This is a genomic window from Pseudomonas sp. PVC-5-1 (assembly GCF_057444345.1).
This window is the reverse complement of sequence record NZ_CM172024.1, coordinates 2,067,054-2,087,708: the sequence shown is the minus strand read 5'-3', so window position 1 is coordinate 2,087,708 and position 20,655 is coordinate 2,067,054. Positions and strand designations below refer to the sequence as shown.

Annotated in this window: 20 protein-coding genes; 9 read left to right on the top strand and 11 right to left on the bottom strand. The window is 63.3% G+C overall.

What is annotated here, in order from left to right; all coding sequences use genetic code 11:
- Positions 1 to 13 precede the first annotated feature (13 nt).
- On the top strand, positions 14 to 502 hold the full coding sequence (locus tag AC2T3R_RS09495; RefSeq protein WP_061550506.1) for an HvfX family Cu-binding RiPP maturation protein: 489 nt from the start codon (positions 14 to 16) through the stop codon (positions 500 to 502).
- Positions 503 to 637: 135 nt separating this feature from the next.
- Here AC2T3R_RS09495 and AC2T3R_RS09490 read toward each other — a convergent pair whose 3' ends face one another.
- The 7 genes from AC2T3R_RS09490 to AC2T3R_RS09460 all read right to left on the bottom strand — a co-directional run bounded on the left by AC2T3R_RS09490 (position 638) and on the right by AC2T3R_RS09460 (position 11,667).
- The gene (locus tag AC2T3R_RS09490; RefSeq protein WP_486744970.1) at positions 638 to 1,336 is read right to left on the bottom strand and encodes an HvfC family RiPP maturation protein; all 699 of its coding nucleotides are present in this window, start codon (positions 1,334 to 1,336) and stop codon (positions 638 to 640) included.
- Positions 1,329 to 2,177 (bottom strand): HvfB family MNIO-type RiPP peptide maturase, encoded by an 849-nt coding sequence (locus AC2T3R_RS09485; RefSeq protein ID WP_486744969.1) that lies wholly within the window; start codon positions 2,175 to 2,177, stop codon positions 1,329 to 1,331. The genes AC2T3R_RS09490 and AC2T3R_RS09485 overlap by 8 nt, the downstream gene beginning before the upstream one ends.
- 76 nt (positions 2,178 to 2,253) lie before the next feature.
- Positions 2,254 to 2,745 carry an HvfA family oxazolone/thioamide-modified RiPP metallophore gene (locus tag AC2T3R_RS09480; protein WP_013971966.1) on the bottom strand — a complete coding sequence of 164 codons (492 nt, stop codon included), beginning with the start codon at positions 2,743 to 2,745 and terminating at the stop codon, positions 2,254 to 2,256.
- A gap of 163 nt (positions 2,746 to 2,908) precedes the next feature.
- Positions 2,909 to 3,463: a DUF4174 domain-containing protein gene (locus tag AC2T3R_RS09475; protein ID WP_015269758.1), complete on the bottom strand. Its 555-nt coding sequence runs from the start codon at positions 3,461 to 3,463 to the stop codon at positions 2,909 to 2,911.
- Between the two features lie 199 nt (positions 3,464 to 3,662).
- Positions 3,663 to 8,150 (bottom strand): NEL-type E3 ubiquitin ligase domain-containing protein, encoded by a 4,488-nt coding sequence (locus AC2T3R_RS09470; RefSeq protein WP_486744967.1) that lies wholly within the window; start codon positions 8,148 to 8,150, stop codon positions 3,663 to 3,665.
- 81 nt (positions 8,151 to 8,231) lie between these two features.
- Positions 8,232 to 10,592 (bottom strand): DNA polymerase II, encoded by a 2,361-nt coding sequence (locus tag AC2T3R_RS09465; protein WP_253153198.1) that lies wholly within the window; start codon positions 10,590 to 10,592, stop codon positions 8,232 to 8,234.
- A 154-nt stretch (positions 10,593 to 10,746) separates the two neighbouring features.
- Positions 10,747 to 11,667: a LysR substrate-binding domain-containing protein gene (locus AC2T3R_RS09460; RefSeq protein WP_003260436.1), complete on the bottom strand. Its 921-nt coding sequence runs from the start codon at positions 11,665 to 11,667 to the stop codon at positions 10,747 to 10,749.
- Between the two features lie 159 nt (positions 11,668 to 11,826).
- Between AC2T3R_RS09460 and AC2T3R_RS09455 the strand changes: the two genes are divergently transcribed.
- From AC2T3R_RS09455 to AC2T3R_RS09420, 8 genes are all read left to right on the top strand, one after another.
- Positions 11,827 to 12,615 (top strand): YqcI/YcgG family protein, encoded by a 789-nt coding sequence (locus AC2T3R_RS09455; protein WP_015269755.1) that lies wholly within the window; start codon positions 11,827 to 11,829, stop codon positions 12,613 to 12,615.
- A 2-nt stretch (positions 12,616 to 12,617) separates the two neighbouring features.
- Positions 12,618 to 13,244: a LysE family translocator gene (locus tag AC2T3R_RS09450; RefSeq protein WP_015269754.1), complete on the top strand. Its 627-nt coding sequence runs from the start codon at positions 12,618 to 12,620 to the stop codon at positions 13,242 to 13,244.
- A 39-nt stretch (positions 13,245 to 13,283) separates the two neighbouring features.
- The gene (locus tag AC2T3R_RS09445; protein ID WP_137137323.1) at positions 13,284 to 14,366 is read left to right on the top strand and encodes a hypothetical protein; all 1,083 of its coding nucleotides are present in this window, start codon (positions 13,284 to 13,286) and stop codon (positions 14,364 to 14,366) included.
- Between the two features lie 138 nt (positions 14,367 to 14,504).
- Positions 14,505 to 15,200 carry an SEL1-like repeat protein gene (locus AC2T3R_RS09440; RefSeq protein WP_015269752.1) on the top strand — a complete coding sequence of 232 codons (696 nt, stop codon included), beginning with the start codon at positions 14,505 to 14,507 and terminating at the stop codon, positions 15,198 to 15,200.
- A gap of 222 nt (positions 15,201 to 15,422) precedes the next feature.
- The gene (locus tag AC2T3R_RS09435; RefSeq protein WP_013971958.1) at positions 15,423 to 16,115 is read left to right on the top strand and encodes an AzlC family ABC transporter permease; all 693 of its coding nucleotides are present in this window, start codon (positions 15,423 to 15,425) and stop codon (positions 16,113 to 16,115) included.
- A complete protein-coding gene (locus AC2T3R_RS09430; RefSeq protein ID WP_003260448.1) occupies positions 16,112 to 16,426 on the top strand; it encodes an AzlD domain-containing protein in 315 nt (104 codons plus the stop codon). The genes AC2T3R_RS09435 and AC2T3R_RS09430 overlap by 4 nt, the downstream gene beginning before the upstream one ends.
- A complete protein-coding gene (locus AC2T3R_RS09425; protein ID WP_015269750.1) occupies positions 16,423 to 17,256 on the top strand; it encodes an AraC family transcriptional regulator in 834 nt (277 codons plus the stop codon). Before AC2T3R_RS09430 ends, AC2T3R_RS09425 begins: the two co-directional genes overlap by 4 nt.
- 72 nt (positions 17,257 to 17,328) lie before the next feature.
- Complete coding sequence (locus tag AC2T3R_RS09420) at positions 17,329 to 17,556, top strand: hypothetical protein (RefSeq protein ID WP_003260451.1); 228 nt, start codon at positions 17,329 to 17,331, stop codon at positions 17,554 to 17,556.
- Between the two features lie 44 nt (positions 17,557 to 17,600).
- On the opposite strand, the gene AC2T3R_RS09415 is transcribed toward AC2T3R_RS09420, so the two are convergent.
- From AC2T3R_RS09415 to AC2T3R_RS09400, 4 genes are all read right to left on the bottom strand, one after another.
- Positions 17,601 to 18,083: a copper chaperone PCu(A)C gene (locus AC2T3R_RS09415; RefSeq protein WP_015269749.1), complete on the bottom strand. Its 483-nt coding sequence runs from the start codon at positions 18,081 to 18,083 to the stop codon at positions 17,601 to 17,603.
- The gene (locus AC2T3R_RS09410) at positions 18,084 to 18,692 is read right to left on the bottom strand and encodes an SCO family protein (RefSeq protein WP_024086651.1); all 609 of its coding nucleotides are present in this window, start codon (positions 18,690 to 18,692) and stop codon (positions 18,084 to 18,086) included.
- Between the two features lie 221 nt (positions 18,693 to 18,913).
- The gene (gene nfuA, locus AC2T3R_RS09405; RefSeq protein ID WP_003250416.1) at positions 18,914 to 19,498 is read right to left on the bottom strand and encodes a Fe-S biogenesis protein NfuA; all 585 of its coding nucleotides are present in this window, start codon (positions 19,496 to 19,498) and stop codon (positions 18,914 to 18,916) included.
- A gap of 58 nt (positions 19,499 to 19,556) precedes the next feature.
- Positions 19,557 to 20,591, bottom strand: a complete 1,035-nt coding sequence (locus AC2T3R_RS09400) for an acyltransferase family protein (RefSeq protein WP_100413124.1) — start codon at positions 20,589 to 20,591, stop codon at positions 19,557 to 19,559.
- Between the last annotated feature and the right edge of the window lie 64 nt (positions 20,592 to 20,655).

The window sequence follows — 20,655 nt, the reverse complement described above, 5'->3', positions numbered from 1 at the left end:
GAGAGAAACCAGCATGACCACCTTGACCCGCACCCTGACCACCTTCGACCGCTTCGGTACCTGGAGCGCCGACCTGCCGTTGCGGCTGTTTCTGGCCTGGGAGTTTTTTGAATCCGGCTGGGAGAAATTCAATGGCAGCAACTGGTTCGCCGACCTGCAGGCGAACTTCCCGTTCCCCTTCAACCTGCTGCCTGCAGAGCTGAACTGGCAGCTGTCGATGTGGGCGGAGCTGATCCTGCCGTTACTGCTATTGTTGGGGCTGGGTACCCGGCTGGCCTCGTTGGGGCTGATGGTGGTGACCGTGGTGGCGATTGCCGCGGTGCATTGGCCGGCGCACTGGTCGAGCCTGGCCGAACTGGCCCAAGGTTATGCCATTACCGACCAGGGCTTTGGCAATTACAAGCTGCCGCTGATCTACCTGGTGGCGTTGCTGCCACTGCTGCTGAAAGGGGCTGGGCGGTTGAGCCTGGATCATTGGCTCAGAGGGCGGTTCTGCAGGTGATATCGCCGGGGCTGCGTTGCAGCCCATCGCCGGCAAGCCAGCTCCCACAGGTACTGCGCAAGATTCTGGGCATGCGCTGTACCTGTGGGAGCTGGCTTGCCGGCGATTGGGCGCAAAGCGCCCCAATACCACAATTCAACATGTACCGATGATGACCCCCTGCTCGCGCAATCCCTCCAGCAACGCCAACCCCTCCTCCACAGCACCGCCCAACGCCTGCAACCGCGCCCGCCCACTGCCCTGCTCCAGCGCCAGCAACCGGTACGCCAGCGGCGCCAGGCGCGCGAAGCGCACCTTCAGCCCTGCATCGCGATAAACCAGTAACAAGGTCGGCGCCTCTGGCACGACCGCTGGCTGGTAATCCGCCCCGATCCGCTCCACCGGCCAGCGATAGGCCAGCACCCGCGCCACACACGACAACAGTGGCTCCCCTTCCAGCAGGTCGCCTGCCGGGTCATGGGGCGGGTCCTGCGCATCGCTCAAATACAACTGTGCCTCGACCCACTCATAGTGCGCCAGCTCAAGCTGCCAGGGTGCATCCAGCTCGACACCCTGCAGGTAGTCGACGAACGCCTCGGCAATCTCGGTGAACAACGGGGTCTGACTGCGATAGTTGGCATAGAAGTCTCGCACTCGGGCATGCCAGCGCGGTTCACCCAACGCCTGGCGCATCACCGGAAAACTGCCGGCCAGCAAACCTTCGATAGCGCCATAGAACAGCTCGCGGTAAACCTTCAGGCGCCGGGCCTCCACGCCCGGCGGCGGCGCATGGCGCTGCGGGTCACGCAGGTGTCGGGCCAAGGTGTACTGCTGCTCACGCAAAGTCTCATTCATTTGCATGCCCTCCCGCAGTATGCTGCACAGTGCGGATGCGCGCCGCTTCGGCGAGCAGTTCGGCCAGCGGCGGGTAGTTGAAATCACGCTCGAGCACGGTCGGTCGCACACCGAAGCGCGCACAGGCGACCGCGTACAGCGCCCACACATCTTCCTTCACCGCAGCCCCATGGGTGTCTACCTTGAGGTCCGGCGCTTCATCGTAATGGCCAGCCACGTGCATGCCGGTCACCCGCGCCTGGGGCAAGCCCGCAAGGAACTCGCGGGCGTCGTAACCGTGGTTGCAGGCGTTGACGAATACGTTGTTGACGTCCAGCAGCAGGTCGCAGTCGGCCTCCTCGAGGACCGCACAGATGAAATCGAGTTCGCTCATCGCCTGGTACGGCGCCGCGTAGTAGCTGATGTTTTCCACGGCAATACGCCGCTCCAGGTGTTCCTGGGCCTGGCGAATCCGCGCGGCCACATGGTGCACCGCTTCGTCGGTGAACGGAATGGGCATCAGGTCATACAGGTGCCCGTCATCACTGCAGTAGCTCAGGTGCTCGCTGTACAGGCGCACCTGGTGGCGATCGAGAAACTGGCGGGTCTGGCCAAGGAAATGGCGGTCCAGCGGCTCGCTGCCACCCAGCGACAACGACAGCCCGTGGCAGGTAATGGCAAAACGCTCGGCCAACTGCGCCAGGCCCTTGCCATAGGCACCACCCACGGCAATCCAGTTTTCCGGTGCGCATTCCAGGAAGTCCACGGCGCCAGCCTCCATGGCCAGCAGTTCCGGCAACAGGCCGCGGCGCAGGCCAAGCCCGGTCTGTAACGGTGCAGGGGGCAAAGATGTGGGGTGCATGAACAGGTCTCCGCAACAGGCACAACGCCCCGCCTGACCAGCAGGAGGGGCGTTGCGCGGTTCATGGGGCAGAAGGTCAGGACTTGCCGGTCAGGTGGCTGAACAATCCTTCGGGCATGGCCTTGCCATTAGCCTGGTAGATCGCCTTGAGGTGATCCGCCGCCTCCTGTTCGGAGATGAAGCCATCATGGTTGCTGTCGATCTTGTCGAAGTCGCCGGCACGGTCCTTGGCCACCGCCAGGAACTCGTCGCGAGAGACCTTGCCGTCGTGGTTGCTGTCGGTCTTGGCGAACGAGGCATCACCACACTTGCCCTCGCCACACTTGCCTTCGGCCCCGGCCTTGGCGCTGGCGCCGCACTTGCCCTCACCGCATTTGCCTTCGCCTTGGGTGGCCTTTGCGCTGCCACCACATTTGCCTTCACCACACTTGCCCTCGCCTGCCACCTTGGCCGAAGCCAGCTGGTAACCCTGGGCCAACGGCTCGACGGCAAAAGCGCTGCTGCTCAAAGCCATGCTGCCGATCAGGGCAGCGCCGAGCAGGCCGAGGGTGTTTCGTACTTGAGTCATGGTGTCGCTCCACTGTGGTTGGAATGTGGAGCCATTAGGCCGTTGCGGTATGTCGTGGATGTATCGCGCGGGGTGCGGTTTTGTATGGGAATGGGTCTGCAGCGTGGGCAGATACAGTGGGATACACAACGGCCCCAAGGTGCCTCGGGGCCGTCGTGCAGGGTCAGTCTTCCAGCGGCTTGGGCGGCGCGGCAGGTTTGGCGGGCTTGGCGGGCTTGCTGTCCTTGGCCTTGGCTTCCGGTGCCGCTGCAGCCACAGGTTCGGGCGCCGTCATGGCTTTTTCGCTGGCAGGCAGCTCATCGACCGCCTTGAAAATAACCTGCGGGTCAATGGCCCCGCCCTCCTCATCGTCCTTGAGCATGTGCCGTTCACCGTCCTTGCCCACCAGGATCACCTTGGTGCCTTTGCTGGCACCCAGCTTCAACTCGCGGATCAAGGCCATGGTAGTCTGCTGCTCCAGGTTCTTGTCCTCACGCTTGCCCATCATGTTGGCAACGCTGTAGAGCACCAGGTTTCGCTCCTTGAAGGCGGCCTGGGTGGCCGGATCCTTGAGAGCCTCGTTCAACCCACGCAACGTCGGGTCGGCGCTGCTGGGCGCAATGACGACCAAGGGCCTGGCCTTGCCCAGTTCCTTGGCCAGCGGCGCGTCACTGTCGGCAGCAAACACAGGGCCGACGAGCGCGAGCAAGGTGGCGAGGGTCAGTGACCGGACGAGCATGCGTATCTCCTTATTCTCTCGATAAACCAGAAGACTACAGATCAGGGCGAAAGATCCGACAAGCGAGCGTAAACCAGCAAAAGGCCTCCATGTTTGAATGAACAGTAACCGGCGGTTACCAAGTGCGGTCGCTCCCCGTCCCGAGCCCGAAAAAGTACCTCTATCACTTGTAGCTTGAGCATAGTCCAATGCGCCCTGGTCATACCGGCCGTTGCAGAGCCTCGATGGTCAGTTGGAGTTCGGTCTTCTCGGTCCAAAGCCTGATTTCCGCCATCAACCTGGCGGCGTCCTCGGCATCTGCATCCTCTGCCAACTGGTTCTGAAAACTGGCCGGCACTTCCAGTTCGCGCACGTAGCGTTTCTCGAGATAATTTCTCCAGAACGGTTGCTGGACCATCCACACTGCCACCGATTGGTCTGTCTCGTTACGCCTGACTTGATCAGCCGCGCGCATCACCGAAGCGTCATCCAGGTCCGGGATGCCCGCGTGTAGCATGCTCCGCGCGTTGCCAGGGAGGCCCAGGTCATCGCGCAAGCGGATCGAGTAGGCCAGCGCCCATTCGATCGACTCATTGCCCGCACCTGCAGCCTCAGCCTCGCGCAAGGCGATGAAGTCAACCTCCTGTTGCCTCCACAACTGCCGCGCCAGTTTCACCAGGGCTTGTTCCTGGCTGCCAGAGGGGGCAGCCTGCTCGGCGTCCCACACAAGGCATCGGATTTCAAGCTGCTGGAAGACCACCGTGGCATTGTCGGCGCAGTTCTCGACCAGTGCATGGGCGAAAATTTCATTGGCCAGTGCTGCTGAGTTGTCCACCTTTTCCATCATGGCCAGAACGCGTGAGGCCAGCATTTCCCCATATCGAGGATGGGTGAAGTCTTGCGAGCGCGTAAGCTGTTTCAGCAGTTGCATGAAGTTCGTCACCCCATCCATTTGCTCGATAGTGCTCCAGCGGATACCCAGATTTTCGCGTTCCACACCGTCCAGGCGGTCCATCCAACGAAACCTGTGAGGGACTGAACTGTCCTCCGGAATGTTCCAGGCCTCCTGCACATCTTCAGCCTGTTGCAGCAGCACAGGATTGCCTGACAGCGCCACGTAGCCTTCCCGCCACAACCGGGACTGGATGAAGTTAGGGGGCAACAGATTGATGAAGTTGTTGGAAGCATCGAGCATGTACAACGTCTGACAATCCGTGATGCCCTCGGGCAGCAATACCAACCCGGCATTGCGCAAACGCAGTTCGGCCAACTGGTTCATCTGCGCCACAGAAAAGGTCATGTTCAAGCGATTGTGCGAAAGGTTCAGGTAGCGTAACCGGCTGCATTGCGCCAGCACTTGAGCCTGGGACTCGTCCAGAGAGATGCGATTGCCGGACAAGTCGAGTATGCGCAAGTCATTGAGCAACGACAGGCTCTCTGGCAGACGTTGCAACTTGTTGTAGCTCAGTTCCAGCGAGCTCAGATTGGGGAATGAAAGCAGGAATTGCTCTGGTACCTCCTTCAGCAACAGGCTGCGCAGGGAAAGCTCGGTAACGTGCGGGAAGCTGAAGAGTGGGCCCAATTCAGGCAATGAGCGCAGGTCATACGCGCTGAACTGCCAAGTTACCGTCAGACGTTCATGCTGAGCGAGAACCTGAGCGGGCACCCGTTCCCGCCAGCATTGCATGAGTGCTTTGCGAAACCGCTTGCGCTCGGGTCGATCGCGATTCAGCAACCCTCGCCACTCCCAGCTTTTCAGGTGGTCGTTCAACCTGCGGGCCTGCTCTTCGAGCACACCGAGTTCGGTGTCGGTATCACGCCCCGAAGCATGCAAGGTGGTCAGCCAATCTTCGATCTGCTCATCACTGTACGCTGGGTAAAGGTCGCGCAGGCGCGCCTCGAACGCCCGGGGTCGAGACGCAGACCGGGCAAAGCATCCCTGGCAGCCGCCCAGCGGGTATCCGACCCTGCCATCCTCCAGGCGCACTGGCGCCAGCATCCATGGCTGTCGAGGGTTTTTGCCCAACACCTGGGCGAGTACCCTGCTGTGCCCGGGCATTTGCCGAGCCAACACTGCTCTCAAACTCGGGGCGTAGGGTTCAGTGATACCGAGTGCCGCATGATCGGCCGGGGCAAACGCTTCCGCCAAGGTCTCGAACAGCTCGCCGGGGCCGCGCAGCTCGAGGCCTAACGCGTCCTCAAGCTCGAACCGCCCGTTGTCATGCACAAGCCTGTAGTTCTGCCCGTCGCCAGCAGTAGTCATTATCGGCTGCGGGCTACCGCCATCGTACAGCCGCCAGCGCGGCCTGGTCTCCCTGACATCCAGAGTCTCCAACAGTGTCAGCGCGACCTTGGCCTGGTCCAGGGTCTGGGGCGTCTCGATGAACAGCGCCTCGCAGGCACGCGCAACGCGTATGCGCAGTACGCTCAGCCTGGCCCTTTCGACCAACCGGAGCGGCACTGTGCCGCCGACCAGTGCCTGAAATTCCGCACCTTCTGCCGACAGCTCGCCCACAAGCTCGCGCGCCGCTCGGCAATGCAGGCTCGGGAACGCCTTGCGCAAGGTTGCCACCGCCGCATCGTCTGGCTCCTGCTGCCCGTCATACACCTGTTGAAACAGCTGGCGCCGCCTTGCCGAGACCTGCGCCGCCAATGCTGGCCCGCCCTGCTCGGTGACGCCAGGCAGGGCGCGGGCCTTCGCCAGCAACGGCGCGTCCTCCGGCACCCGCCCGAGCTTCAAATCGTCCAGCAGGGTTTGCAGCCGGCGATCGATCAGCAGGCGCTCTACGGTATCGACCAGCTCGGCCTCAGGTGGCCGGCCGTACACATGCAGCGCCCGTAGATGGTCTGCATCCAGAGCATGGACGGCCATGGCCTGGTCAATCTGTTCATCATCCAGGCGAGCGAAACGCTCACCAAGGCGGCGGAACATCCTGTGCTTGTCTGTCCAGCTGGCCGGTTGCTCGGTCCATAGCCGCCAGGCACCGGCGTCATTGTGACGCAACAAAGGTCCATGACCACCTCGTGGTGCCAGTTGCCACTCTTCATCTGCGCGCTGGACGATTTCGTAGTTGTGGCCGTCCATGATCATCCAGCTTCTGTCCTGGGCACGGTAGATGCCCATTGCATCGGCCACTTCCCCAGCGGGAGGTGCAGCGCTGCGAAACGGCACCAGGTCTCCATTCCAGAGCTTCTCGCTGCCGTCTTCCAGGCGCGCTGGCACCCACTGGTCCAATGCGGCCCAGGCCCGGCTCGCTTCCCGCCATACCACGGCGGTGACACCGATCACGGCCAGGTCTTTGGTCACGTTGAGCACATGCTCCATTGCGGCGCTGGTATCGCCCTCGCGCCAGTCTTCAACGGCCTGGAACAGCTCGCCCAGCAGGTCCCAGACCATTACCGCCAGCAGCAGTGCATTGAGTGCGGGGATGAACACGCCCGCCACCGTGGCCAGGGTCCAACCCTCGGCAACCAACCTTTGCCGATGGGCTTCCTGGGCCTTGCGGTCAAGGTCTGACACCGGCGTTGCAATCAGCGCAGCATCGTCCTTGATATGGGCAATGCGCGCGGCGGCAAGTTGGGCGAACAACGGCAGCGGGTAGTCCCGCATGTGCTGGTCCATTTCCCGAGTTGCCCAATCGGCGACGCCCACCAGTTCCTTGACAACCCTGGAGAAGAACTGCTGGCTGTCGCGCCGGCGTACGAAGCGTTTGAAGAAATCCTGATAGCGCTTGTCTCGCAGACGCTTGCCCAAGACCTTGCGGGTGAAGCTTTCCAGGTCGGGGCTTGCGGTCCAGGGACCGTGGGGGTCATCGGGAATATAGACAATGATCTTGCGGCTGACCTTGTCATGAAATACATCGAGTATCACGATCTGTTGCAAGTCGCAGCCGAACGCCTTCAGTTGCCGGGCCACCACTTTCGATTCGTAGAGCGTGCCGGGGCGTCCGTGCTTGCACAGGTCCACCACCAGTTCCAGTTCAGCGGCGTTCAGTACGCCATCACTCTTGGCCTTGCACGCATCGATCAGCATGACCGAGCTGTAAAGCTGGGCAAGCGTCGAAGCCATGCTGCGCCAGCCGCTTGCCTGGCTGCTCGGCGCTTTGAGTACACTGTCCAGGTGCTGTTGATAGCGCCTGCCCAGATCCAGCTTGCGGCACAAGCGTGCGAAGGCTGGCGCGGTTGGTGAGGGGAGCCGTTGCGACAGGCTGTCGACGATGCAGTTGTCCTTGTGCTGTTCGTTCCGCCCCTCGCCCGGCGTGAAGTTGTCCAGTGCCGCCTCGATCAGCGGTACGTCGAAATAGTCCTTTTCCACCACCGGGTAGCGCCCCCACACGGTGCCCTGGCTGGGAGCGGTGTAGGTGTACCAGCGCCTGAAATACAGGCCATCGACATTTTCCGTGGTGCCGAATTCTTCCTGCATGGCGTGTCGAAGCAGCGGCTTGACGAAACGGTCGATGCCCTCGATTCGCGCAAGCTCCTTTTCCAGCCACTGTCGACAGGCCAGGCTGTCTTTCAACGCGTCGCGTAATGCAGCATGCTGCGATTCATACAGACCGTTGGCCGGGATGTTCTGCTCGGTCAGCGATACGATTCGCAGCCGGCGAATCCATCTGGGCAGTCGCTTGACGATGAGGTTGTCCTGATAGGCCTGCTCCATGGCCAGCGTATCGGCAGTTGGCGGTTGTTCCTGGCTGGGTGTAGTCACGTTGTTGCGCCTCGGGCTGATCAAAAGGCCCGACACTAGACGCAGGCTTGCCAAGCGATAAGCTAGATAGGTACCACCTCTTCAGAACAGCGCCAGCTGCTGGCCGGTCAACCCTTCGAAACTGTCGCCAACAAAAGGCAGGATGGCATCGGCCACCGGCTGCAGCTGCCGCGTCAGGTAATGCTCGTAGTCCACCGGCGCTTGCAGGTTTTCCAGGGGTTCGGGGCCCGCCAGGGTGATCAGATAGCTGATCCAGCCGCCGCGCTGGTATTGCAACGGGCGGCCAAGGCGGCGGTTGTAGTCATCGGCCAGCCGGGCCGCACGCACGTGCGGTGGCACATTGCGCTGGTAATCGACTAGCGGCCGGCGCAAACGCTTGCGGTACACCATCAGCTCATTCAGCTCGCCCGCCAGGGTGCGCCGTACATAATCGCGCACATACGCCTGGTAAGGCTCCCCGCGGAATATCCGGCCATAAAGCTCCTGCTGGAACTCCCGGGCCAGCGGCGACCAGTCGGTACGCACCGACTCCAGGCCCTTGTAGACCATCTGCTCGCTGCCATCGGCCCGCTGCACCAGCCCGGCGTAGCGCTTCTTGCTGCCTTCGTCCGTACCGCGGATGGTGGGCATCAGGAAGCGCCGGTAATGCACCTCGAACTGCAGCTCCAGCGCGCTATCCAGGTTCATCTGCTCGCGCAGGTGTTCGCGCCACCACTGGTTGACCTCGGCCACCAGCTCACGGCCGATGCGTGCTGCAGTCTCCTCGCAGTGGGCGCCCTTGAGCCAGACGAAAGTGGAGTCGGTATCGCCGTAGATCACCTCGTAGCCCCTGGCTTCGATCAGCGCACGGGTCTGGCGCATGATCTGGTGGCCGCGCATGGTGATCGAGGAAGCCAGGCGCGGGTCGAAGAAGCGGCAGCCGCTCGAACCCAACACCCCGTAGAAGGCATTCATGATGATCTTCAGCGCCTGCGAAAGCGGCGCGTTGCCCTCGCGCTTGGCTGCTTCCCGGCCCTGCCATACCCGCTCGACGATGGCCGGCAGGCAATGCTCGCTACGGGAAAAACGCCCACCCCGGAAGCCTTCCACCGAGTGTTCATCGTCGGGCAGGCGCAAACCTTCGACCAGCCCCACCGGGTCGATCAGGAAGGTACGAATGATCGACGGGTACAGGCTCTTGTAGTCCAGCACCAACACCGAGTCGTACAGGCCCGGGCGCGAATCCATGACGAAGCCACCGGGGCTGGCTTCGTCGGGGCGGCTACCGAGGTTGGGCGCAACAAAGCCAAGGCGGTGCATCTGCGGAATGTACAAGTGGCAGAACGCAGCCACCGAGCCACCGCTGCGGTCCACCGCAAGGCCGGTGACCGAGGCCCGCTCCAGCAAGAATTCGAGCAGGCGGGTGTGGGCGAAGATGCGCGTCACCAGCTCGCAATCCTTGAGGTTGTAGCGCGCCAGCGCCGGCTTGTCCTCGGCGAAGCGGCGGTTGATTTCATCCATGCGCTGGTACGGCGTATCGATGGCCTTGCCTTCACCGAGCAAGGTCTGGGCGACACTTTCGAGGCTGAACGACGGGAAGCTCCAGGTCGCCGAGCGCAGCGCCTCGATGCCGTCGATCAGCAGCCGCCCCGGGGCATCGGCGAACACGTGGCCACCACCGGCATGGCTGCGCAAGGTCATCGGCGCGCCATTGCGTCCCAGTGCCAGTGGTACCTGCAGCAGCTTGGCGTGCTCGTGCAGCAGGCGCAGGTCGAACTGGATCAGGTTCCAGCCGATGATTGCATCCGGGTCGTGCTCGGCCATCCACAGGTTGAGGCAGGCCAGTATATCGGCGCGGTCGGCGCAGTAGTGCAGGTCGAAGTCCAGGCCATCAGCCGTGCCGTTGGCCGGCCCGAGCATGTACACCTGGCGCTGGCCACAGCCTTCCAGGGCAATGCTGTACAGCTCGCCCCGCTCGCTGGTCTCGATGTCCAGCGACACCAGGCGCAGCGGCGGGCGATAACCCGGCAGGGGCTTGAGCTGGGCATCGCAGAGCACGCCTTGGGCATCCGGTTGGCCGGTGAACTGCACCGGGGCGGTGATGAAGCGCTCCATCAGGTAGCGCTCGGGCGGGCGAATATCGGCTTCGAACACCTCGATACCGGCCGTGCGCAGGCGTTGCTCCAACTGCATCAGTTGCCGGTGCTGGCGGCAGTACAGGCCCAGCACCGGGCGGTGGTCAAAGTCCTTCAGCTGCAGCGGCCGCAGCTCGACACCGGCTTCGTTGGCCAGCAGCACCCGTGCGTGCGCTTCCTGCGCCTGGGGGATGAATGCCACCGATGCCTGTGGCGCCAGGCGCAGCTGCCGTGGCCCCTGGTCGGTGGCCAGCCAGAACTCCACGAAGGTGCCTTCGGGCGCGTCATGCCAATGTCGGGTCAGGACAAAGCCCTGCTGCAACTCCACCGCGTCGACCTCTGAATCGTTTGTTGTGCTGATTGCGGCGATTCTACCGCTGACGCACCGTCGCAGCGCATTTTGTTGGGGCCAGCAGGTGTTTGCCGAAATATTTTCAGCGCCGGGCGCTTGCCGACGGCCGGGCGCATGCTCGAACGCGTGTTCAGCCGTACAGGTAATTGATGTCCTTGCAGGGCAGCGGTGGCACCTGGCCAAGCAGGAACTCGCGCAGCTTGTGCATCTGCCGCGCCTTGGGGCTGGCCTTGAGCCAGGTCATGTAATAGCCGTCGCCGGTGGCCACCGCGTGCTTGAACGGCGTAACCAGGCGCCCGGCCAGCAGGTCGGCACTGGCCAGCACCAGGTCGACCACCGAAATACCCAGGCCTTGCTGTGCGGCCGAGATGCCCTGGTCGAGGGTATCGAACACTTGCCCGTGGTCGATGCTGATGTCCAGCGCGTCCATGCGAGCCAGCCAGCGCCGCCAGTCGCGCCGGTCAGGGGACGGGTGCAGGAATTCGCACTGGGCCAGATCGGCAAGGTCCGGTTGCGCCTGGGCCATGTAATCCGGGTGGCACACCGGGATCAGCCATTCATCGAACAGCTTGAAACTCTCGATATCGGCGGGAAAACGCCCGTTGGCCAGGAGGATCGCACAGTCGTAGGGCTCGGAATAGAAGTCCACGCTGTCGATGTCCATCCACACGCTGGACAGCTGCACGCTGCAGTTGTCCTCGGTCTTCTTGAACGCATCCAGCGCACGCAGCAGCCAGCGCACGGTCAGCGTGGACGGTGCCTTCAGACGCAGGCCGTAGCGGTCCTGGCGCAACAGGGCGCAGGCATTTTCGATGATCTTGAAGCCAACCTTGAGTTCCTGCGCCAGCAGGCGGCCGTGCTCGGTCAGGGCCAGCTTCGGCCCGCGGCGTTCGAACAGGTCGCAGCCGAACATGGCTTCGAGGGTCTTGATGTGGTGGCTGACGGCGCCCTGGGTCAGGGCCAGCTCTTCCGCGGCACGGGTAAATGAGCCATAGCGAGAGGCTACCTCGAAGGCACGCAGCGCGTGCAAAGCCTGAATCCGTTCCGACATGGCGACGCCCCGAGCATGAGTAAGACTAATAGTAGGTCATAGTTCCACGCGTTTTACAACGTCAAGGACGTCTCGGAAAATGCAGGTAAATAATAAACATAACCAAGATCCTGCCTGCATGTGACTTGAACGTTCATCAAATTTACGCCTGGGGAAATCATGTCGACGGGTTATGGAACTTGCTATCGCCTGGATGCGCTAGAGCTGGCCGCTGACCATGTGCGCAACACGCGACATTGGACCTACAAAGCCGTAGAACATTTTCGCAGTGTCCTCGCCAACCCCGAGTTTCCCTGCCTGTTCGGCCGCAAGGCGGTAAACGGCGCAACCTGCCACATCCTCTTCGCCCGAGCCGGGCAACTGGCCGATGACATCGCCATGGGCCTGGCCGACTACGTGCGCACCGTCGCACCTATCCCACCCAAGCAGCGTATCGGCAGCCCACTGGTGGTGTTTCTCGAAACCGCCGCCGACTACACACTGGCCGAGCAACAGGCGCTGGCCTGGAAGGTGTTGCGTGGTGTGCACGCGCGCGACCCGCATCCCTGGCCGCAGGGCATCCCGACCGACCCCGACGACAATGCCTGGTCGTTCTGCTTTGCCGGCATGCCGCTGTTCATCAACATGAACTTCCCCGGCCACCAGCAGATGAAAAGCCGCAACCTGGGGCCACACATTACCTTCGTCATCAACCCGCGGGCGAACTTCGACGAAGTGGCCAACGTCAACACCGAAAGCGGCCATCGTATCCGCGAACGCATCCGCGAGCGCGTGCACCACTACAACGACGGCGTCATGCCCGACACCCTTGGCTTCTTCGGCGATGCCGACAACTACGAGTGGAAGCAGTACCAACTGCAGGAGGCAGGGTCGCTCAACCCGTCCCGCTGCCCGTTCCACGCCCATGCCGTACAGCCGGCAACACCCGACATACTGATCGAGACCTGACCGTGAATACCGCACTCACCGCTACCTACGCCCTGACTGTCCTGCTACTGATCGCCACCCCCGGCCCGGTGGTGGCACTGATCGTCAACACCGCGGCCGCCTCCGGCTCACGCAAGGCCATGTTCACCGCTGTCGGCACCAACTGGGCATCACTGGTGCTGATCGGCGCAGCGGCCTGGATCATTCTCACCAGCGCCGCCATCGACAAGGCCTGGCTCAGCGCCATGAGCCTCCTGGGTTGCCTGTTCATCGGCTACATCGCCGTCGGCACGTTGCGGGAAGCCCTGCAGGCGCCTGCAACCGAGGCGCCAAGCGACCTCGCCAAGCCTGGCCGCGGCGGGCTGCTGCAAGGTTTCATGGTGGGCATCTCCAACCCGAAGGACATCATCTTCTTCATCGCCTTCTTCCCGCAGTTCATCCAGATCACCGAGTCATTCGGCAAGAGCATGGTGGTGCTGTCGTTGCTGTGGGTGGCCATCGATTTTGCCGTGCTCAGCCTTTACATCTTCGCCATCGGCAAGATCGCCTCGCAACGCAGCAACCGCATGATCAGCCTGGCCTCGGGGGTCGCCCTGCTGCTGATTGCCGCCGGCGGCCTGCTGTACAACGTCAGGGAGCTGGCGGCCTGAATGTGATGCACGGTGCCCGCTGCGAGAGAAGGAGAACCCATGACTGCGATTGACACGAGCCCTTCACCTTCGCCGTTGCAACAGGACTACCAGCGCTTTCTGCTGCTGGGCAGCCGGCGTGCACCGCACACCGTGCGTGTGCACGAAACCGGCTACCGCTCCGGCACCATCAATACCGATGCCCTGGGCCTGCGATACAGCCATTGCGCCGGCAAGCGTTTTTCGGTGGCCGAACGCGGTGGTGCATCACGTGTCAACCTGCTGGTCGGCGGTTCCGCGGCGCTGGGCATCGGTGCCAGCTCCGACGAACACACGGTGGCCTCGCACATGTCGATGCTTACTGGCGAAGTCTGGCTGAGCCTGGCCGGCTGCGGGCTCAATGCGAGCCAGGAGCTGCTGATGTTCCTGACCCACCAGCACCGCCTTGGCCAGCTTGGCCATGTGGTGGTGCTCAGCGGCCTCAACACCCTGGCACACGAAGCCCTCTGCGAAGTCCTCGAAAACCTGAACGACCCGCGGCACGCCAAGGCCTATCAGGACTTTCTCAACAGTTTCAGCGAAGGCATGCAGCCCACGACAACGCCACGTCGGCAATCGCTGTGGCGGCGCATCGGTCAGGCGTTGGTCACGCCCCCGGCCGCGATATCTGCCACCTGGTCGCTGTCGCCTCCGGAAAAGCGCCTCACCCGAGCCGCCGACAACATTGGCCGGACCTTGCGCCAATGGGACCGGCTGCTGGCAGACAGCCACTCCACCCTCACCTTCATCCTGCAGCCGTTGCTGCCCTGGTGCCGGGATAGCGTGCCCGCTGGCGAGGAGGCGATGCTGGATGCGCTTCAGCGGCAACCGGCGAATTTCGACCGGCTGCTGGACGGCGCATTCGACAGCCAATTGCACTCGGCCTTCTTCCGCCGTATCAAGAGCCAGGCCGACCCGGTGCCTTGCTACGACATGAATTGCATGCTCAGCAGCTCGCCGGTGTTCGGCGCCGACCTGTTCATCGACCGCCTGCATCTGAACGACCTGGGCAACAATGCCCTTGCCAAGGTCATTACCGCCAAGCTTGGCCTGGCCCAGGAAAAACATGCCCAGCGCAAGGTCACGCCGATCAAGCTCGTCTGAGAATTGCCGGGTGGTCTTTCGGCCAGGCCCCTTGGGTGGCTAGAATAGGCCGTCGTTCCGATCTGCCCGAGGCGCACGCTTGACCGCCATGAACATCGAAGCCTTCCATCAGTACCTGGCACCCTCTGGAGCTTGCCTGTGAGCCGCATGCTTCGCTTGCCCCCGCTGTTGATCGCCCTGATGCCACTGGCTGCGCACGCGCTGGAGGTGCGCATCGACCCTCATGCCGACCTGCTCTACCGCCAGGCCTTGCCCCTGCTGGAGCAGGCCGACAACCAGGACGACGGCGCCAGCACGCTGCGCACGGCCATCGGCGGCGACCCGGAGCTCAGCCGCCAGGGCCAGGCAATGGCCCACACCCTGCCGACCGCGGTCGCCTTGCTGAAAAAGTCCGTGGAGCTGGGCCACCCGGTCGCACAGTACCGCCTGGCGCTGTACTACATGACCTACCTGCCCGCCGCGCAAATCCCGGATGCCGCCTGCCCGTTGCTCGAAGCCAGCCTCAGGCAGGGCTTTGCCGCACCGGCACCGGCCATCGCCACCTGGTGCCCTCCCTACAACGCCAGCAACGAGTACCGTACTGCGCTGGAGGCCATCCCCAACATGGCCACCGTGTATGCGCCCTACTACCCGCAACCGGCCACGCACCTGGCCTGCAACCGCAACCGGCCACAAGGCCTGGAAATGCAGTGGGGGCGCCAGCGTGACTACCAGGCCGAGGTATACCGCCTGCTCGGCGACCTGGACCCGCAGCACCGCCAGAGCCTGCTGCAGAAGGCCGTGGACACCAACGGCTGCGTGACAGCGCAGCAGCACCTGACCAGCCATCCGTAACACGGACACGGTTTCCGTGTAGGAGCGGCCTTGTGTCGCGATGGGGCGCGCAGCGGCCCCGGCAATATCTGGGGCGAAGCTGAAATCCTGGGGCCGCTGCGCGCCCCATCGCGACACAAGGCCGCTCCTACAAGGGACCGTGCCAGGCATAGCAAGATCGTTCAAGCCATCCCCCGCCCCGTCTGGCATGCTGGCCTGCCACGTACACGCACTGCAGCCACCATGCCCCACATCGCCCGCCAAGCCTTTCTCCACGGCGCCATCGCCATTCTCCCGTTGTCCCTGGCCGTCGCCCCCTGGGGCCTGCTGGCCGGCTCCATGGCCATCGAGGCCAACCTCAGCGCCTGGGAGGGGCAAGGGCTTTCGGCCATCGTCTTCGCCGGTGCCGCGCAACTGGTGGCGATCGGCATGCTCAAGGGCGGCGCCAACCTGGCGTCGATCCTGTTGACTACCCTGCTGCTGACCTCGCAGCACCTGCTGTATGGCCTGACGATGCGCCCGGTGCTGTCCAGCCAGCCGCTGCGCTGGCGGCTGGGCCTGGGCTTCCTGCTCACCGACGAGTTCTTCGCCCTGACCAGCCAGTACGACCAGCAGCAGTTCAACCGCTGGTACGCCCTGGGCGTGGGCCTGACCTTCTACGTCGCCTGGAACCTGTTCACCCTGGCCGGCATCCTGCTGGGGCAGAACATTCCGCACCTGGACCAGCTCGGCCTGGACTTTTCCATTGTCGCCACCTTCGTCGCCCTGATCGCGCCGCTGGTGCGCAACCTGGCCACGCTGGTGTGCGTGGCGGTGTCGCTGTTCTGTTCGGTGCTGTTCAGCTACTGGCACTGGGAAACCGCCCTGGTGGCCGCAGGCCTGCTGGGCATGAGCGCCGGTTTCGTCTGCCAGAAATTCGCCGGAGCCCGCGCATGACCTGGGTCCTGATTCTTGCCATGGGCGCCATCGTGTTCCTCAACCGCTATGCGTTCCTGGAGCCGCGCCTGCCCTTGCGCCTGAGCTCCAACGCCAGGCAGTTCCTCGGCTTTGCCGTGCCAGGCATGCTCACCGCGATTTGCGGCCCGATCATATTCATGCCCGAGCACCAGCTGGACCTGAGCCTGCTCAACCCTTACCTGCTGGGTTCGCTGGTGGCCATCGCCCTGGTGCTGTTGACCCGCAGCGTGTTGCTGAGCATGCTGGTGAGCATGTTGATCTTCTTCCTCTTGCGCAGCTGGCTGGCATGAGCACGCCCCTGCGCGAACAGACACACCTCTGGCAGGCGCCGGCACTGGGCGACGTCGAGATGCTGCACGCGCGTTATTTCCAGCAGCGCTTCGCCCCGCATGTGCATGAAGGCTATGTGTTCACCGTGATCGAGTCGGGCGCACAGCGCTTCTGGCATCGCGGCAGTGAGCACCTGGCGCCGGTCGGCAGCATGGTGCTGATCAACCCCGACGAGCTGCACACCGGTGCCACCGCCCACGAAGCGGGCTGGCGCTACCGTGGGTTCTACCCGGAACATGAACGGGTAACCGGGGTGCTCGACGAACTGGAACTGGGCCGCCACGGCATGCCCAGCTTCAAGGACAGCGTGATCCACGACCCGGCCCTGGCGCTTGCCTTCAGCCAGTTGCACCAGCTGTCCGAAGCCGGCGCCAGTGCCCTGCAGCAGCAGACCGCCTGGCGCCAGGCGGTGCTGGCCCTGGTGCAACGGCACGGGCAATGCGCCGATCCTGCCACCCCTGGCCACGAACCGCTGGCAGTGGCCCGCGCCCGTGAGCTGCTGGAAAGCCAACTGGCCGACCCACCCTCGCTCGAAGCCCTGGCGGCGGCGGTCAACCTGTCACCGTTCCACTTCGCCCGGGTGTTCCGCCAGGCCACTGGCCTGCCGCCACATGCCTGGTTGAAACAGCGGCGCCTGGCCCGTGCGCGGGAAATGCTCAAGCGTGGCTGGGTGGCCTCGGAAGTGGCGTTCGACCTGGGCTTTGCCGACCAGAGCCATTTGAGCCGGCAGTTCAAGCAGGCCTACGGGGTAACGCCAGGGGCTTATCGCAGCGCCTGCCTGCAAGGCTGAGCTGCGACAGCCGGCCTCAGGCAGGCCGGCCAGCCACTGCTACACTGACAAGGCTGAATGGAGGATCCTGCCATGTCCGAAAGAGAGCTCACCACCCTCCTGTCGCTGATGAACCAGCGCCAGGCCTGCCTGAGCAGTGCCTGCAAGGAGATAGCCGACTGGATCGACCGGCAGGGCGACGTGCCCGCCGCCGGCAAGATCCGCGCAAGCCTCAAGGCTCTGGAGGCTGATGAGGCCCAGGTCCGCAAGACCCTGACCTCGCTGACCCTGGACAGACCGCTGCCCAAGTTTCGCAGCTGATTGAACCGGGGGCTGCCTGGCAGCCCCCAAAGGGTTCAGCCTGATCAGTGCTTCATGTGCATGTGATCATGCCCGCCGCCCGCCTCGGCGTTGAGCGCACGCACTTCGGCCTGCACGTCCAGGGTTTCCTTGGCCCCCTTGGCATCTTCGATGGTCAGGGTCAGCGGCACTTTCTCGCCTTCCTTCACCTGGTTGTTCAGGCCCATCAGCATCACATGCAGGCTATTCGGGTCGAGGGTCACCGCCTTGCCGGCCGGTAACTCGACCGCCTTGACCTCACGCATGCCCATCACATCGCCGTTCATGGTCATCTCGTGCACCTGCACGGTCTTGGCCACAGGCGAAGCCACGCCCACCAGCTTGCTGTCGCTGCTGGCGGTCAGGGTCATGAAGGCACCGGTGGACTGCTGGTGCGGCACGGTTGCCCGCACCCAGGCGTCACTTACGGTGGTCTGGGCCAGGGCCGGCAGCGCCAGGCCCATCAGGACCAGGGCAGCCAGGCCGCGCTTGATCGGTTGCATCGACATTCAGCAGATCTCCATCAGGGTGACCAGGTCTTCGGCGCATTCCTGGGCGGTAAGGGAATGGCCCAGGCTCAGGCGCAGGGTGCCACGCGTATCGTAGACGTAGCTTGTGGACGAGTGAGAGACGGTATAGGTATCACCGGCCGGGACTTTCTCGTAGAACACCTTGAATTCCTTGGCCACCGCGGCGATTTCCTCGGGGGTGCCGGTCAGCGCGGTGAACGACGGGTCGAACGCCTTCACGTAGGCATCGAGCACCTCGGGGGTGTCACGTTCCGGGTCCAGGGTAATCAACACCACCTGGAACAGGTCGCGATCGCGGCCGCGCAGCAGCTTGCGGATTTGCGCCGCGCGCGCCAGGGTGGTCGGGCACACGGCCGGGCACTGGGTGAAGCCGAAGAAGATCATCGGCATGCTGCCGTAGAAACTCGACAGGGTGCGCACATTGCCTTGGGTGTCCTTGAGGCTGAACTTGCGCCCAAGGATTTCGTTGCTCATGTTCTTGCCGTACTTGAACTCGAGCCCCCGGGCCGGGCTGCAGCCTGCCAGCAGGCCAAGCCCGAGAACGCCCATCCCGGCGACAACTGCGCGCCGGGTATATAGATCATTCATGAAACCATCCTTTACAGGGAAGGTGCCGGCCCTCGGGACGGGCCGGTCGAAAAACCGGGGCATTCTGGCACGACACCCCGAGGGGTTCTACCCGACGAAGGCAAGGATCGGCTGCAGCCCTTTGAATACGGGCTGCGGCCTGTTGTCGCAGGGGTTGAAACAGTAACACTTTGTTGCTAAGGAAGAGGGTTCAACGCGATCCCTGTAGGAGCGCGTCAACCTCAGTAGTAGGCGTTCTCTTTCTGACTGTGGTCAGTCACGTCACGCACGCCCTTGAGTTCGGGAATACGCTCGAGCAGGGTGCGCTCGATGCCTTCCTTCAGGGTCACGTCGGCCTGGCCACAGCCTTGGCAACCACCACCGAACTGCAGCACGGCAATACCGTCGTCGACAACATCCACCAGGCTCACCTGGCCGCCGTGGCTGGCCAGGCCGGGGTTGATCTCGGTCTGCAGGTAATAGTTGATGCGCTCGTTGATCGGGCTGTCTTCGTTGACCATCGGCACCTTGGCATTCGGCGCCTTGATGGTCAGCTGGCCACCCATGCGGTCGGTGGCATAATCGACCAGTGCGTCTTCCAGGAACGGCACGCTGACCGCGTCCAGGTAAGCGGTGAAGCTCTTCAGACCCACGGCGGTGTCGTCAGGCTTCTCTTCGCCCGGCTTGCAGTAGGCGATGCAGGTTTCGGCGTACTGGGTGCCCGGCTGGGTGATGAAAATGCGAATGCCGATGCCAGGCGTGTTCTGCTTGGAGAGCAGATCGGCCAGGTAGTCATGGGCGGCGTCGGTAATGGTTATAGCGCTCATGTAGGTTCCTCACAGACTTGCGGCCAAGTGTACGCCAACCCGGCCTTCGAACAAAGTCCTAGTATTTGACTCGGGAAAGCGCATATTCAGGGGCCTGCCCCCGTGGCGCCGCCAGCCAGGCCTGCATGCGCCGGTACAGGCCGCGCTCCAGCCACTGGTAGCTGAACCACGACATTAGTCCAATGGACGGCACGCACAGGGCGAACACCAGGTACGGGTTCAACTGCAGGCGCTGGCTGGCGAACCAGCCGGCGTACAGCACCAGCACATGGACCAGGTACACCGAATACGAACAGTCGCCCAGCGCCTTGAGCACCCGGTTGCCGCGGAACACCGGCTCCAGGGCGACGAAGGCCAGCACGATCATTGCGCTCGGCACGCCCCAGTGCAGCAAGCGCCGGGAAGCGTCCAGGTGGTAGATGGCAAGGCCTGCCACCGCCAGCAACGCCAACGGCAGCCAGCGGCCCTGGTGAATCAGCCCGCGACGGTGCAGCACGCCCAGGCCGATGCCTAGCAGGAATTCGTAGATGATGTCGTTGCTATAGAAGCGACTGAGCACGCCCAGCCCGCCCAGTATCTCGCTGGCCAGCAGCAGCGCGGCGGTGACCAGCAACTGGTGATGACGCTGGCGCACCAGGAAGGCCAGGCCGAACAGCAGGTAGAAGAACATCTCGAAGTTCAGCGTCCAGCCCACGTTCAGGGTCGGGTACAAGCCGTAGCCACCGGGGTTTTCCGCCGGGATGAACAGCAGCGACAGCAGCAGGTGGTGCCAGGTGAATGCCTGGTGCGGCATCCATTGGCTGAAGGCCAACAGCAGGGTTGCCATCAGCGCCGTGTAGAACCAGTAGGCCGGGACGATACGCAGCGCCCGGTTGAGCAAGAACTGGCGGGTCTCAATGGCCTTGTCGCAAGTCGACAGGTAGATGACCAGCCCGCTGATGACGAAGAAGATGTCGACGCCTGCGGCGCCGCGGTCGGTGAGCAGTTGCCCGATGGGGCCGGAGGCTTGGAAGTCGAAGAAGATCTGCATGAAATGGTGGCAGACCACCACCCAGGCGGCGAACGCCCGCAGTGCCTGAAGCGAATACAGCATGGAGAACCCTGCAATTGCCGGTGCATTGAGGCCCGGCGAGCGCACCGCGCTCGATCGCGGGCTT

Coding starts and splice junctions, on each gene's coding strand:
- AC2T3R_RS09460 (WP_003260436.1), bottom strand. CDS start 11,667: ATGTCGGAACGGATTCAGGCTTTGCACGCGCTGCGTGCCTTCGAGGTA.
- AC2T3R_RS09445 (WP_137137323.1), top strand. CDS start 13,284: ATGACTGCGATTGACACGAGCCCTTCACCTTCGCCGTTGCAACAGGAC.
- AC2T3R_RS09480 (WP_013971966.1), bottom strand. CDS start 2,745: ATGACTCAAGTACGAAACACCCTCGGCCTGCTCGGCGCTGCCCTGATC.
- AC2T3R_RS09415 (WP_015269749.1), bottom strand. CDS start 18,083: ATGTCGATGCAACCGATCAAGCGCGGCCTGGCTGCCCTGGTCCTGATG.
- AC2T3R_RS09410 (WP_024086651.1), bottom strand. CDS start 18,692: ATGAATGATCTATATACCCGGCGCGCAGTTGTCGCCGGGATGGGCGTT.
- AC2T3R_RS09430 (WP_003260448.1), top strand. CDS start 16,112: ATGACCTGGGTCCTGATTCTTGCCATGGGCGCCATCGTGTTCCTCAAC.
- AC2T3R_RS09455 (WP_015269755.1), top strand. CDS start 11,827: ATGTCGACGGGTTATGGAACTTGCTATCGCCTGGATGCGCTAGAGCTG.
- AC2T3R_RS09400 (WP_100413124.1), bottom strand. CDS start 20,591: ATGCTGTATTCGCTTCAGGCACTGCGGGCGTTCGCCGCCTGGGTGGTG.
- AC2T3R_RS09420 (WP_003260451.1), top strand. CDS start 17,329: ATGTCCGAAAGAGAGCTCACCACCCTCCTGTCGCTGATGAACCAGCGC.
- AC2T3R_RS09425 (WP_015269750.1), top strand. CDS start 16,423: ATGAGCACGCCCCTGCGCGAACAGACACACCTCTGGCAGGCGCCGGCA.
- AC2T3R_RS09495 (WP_061550506.1), top strand. CDS start 14: ATGACCACCTTGACCCGCACCCTGACCACCTTCGACCGCTTCGGTACC.
- AC2T3R_RS09475 (WP_015269758.1), bottom strand. CDS start 3,463: ATGCTCGTCCGGTCACTGACCCTCGCCACCTTGCTCGCGCTCGTCGGC.
- AC2T3R_RS09485 (WP_486744969.1), bottom strand. CDS start 2,177: ATGCACCCCACATCTTTGCCCCCTGCACCGTTACAGACCGGGCTTGGC.
- nfuA (WP_003250416.1), bottom strand. CDS start 19,498: ATGAGCGCTATAACCATTACCGACGCCGCCCATGACTACCTGGCCGAT.
- AC2T3R_RS09435 (WP_013971958.1), top strand. CDS start 15,423: ATGCCCCACATCGCCCGCCAAGCCTTTCTCCACGGCGCCATCGCCATT.
- AC2T3R_RS09490 (WP_486744970.1), bottom strand. CDS start 1,336: ATGAATGAGACTTTGCGTGAGCAGCAGTACACCTTGGCCCGACACCTG.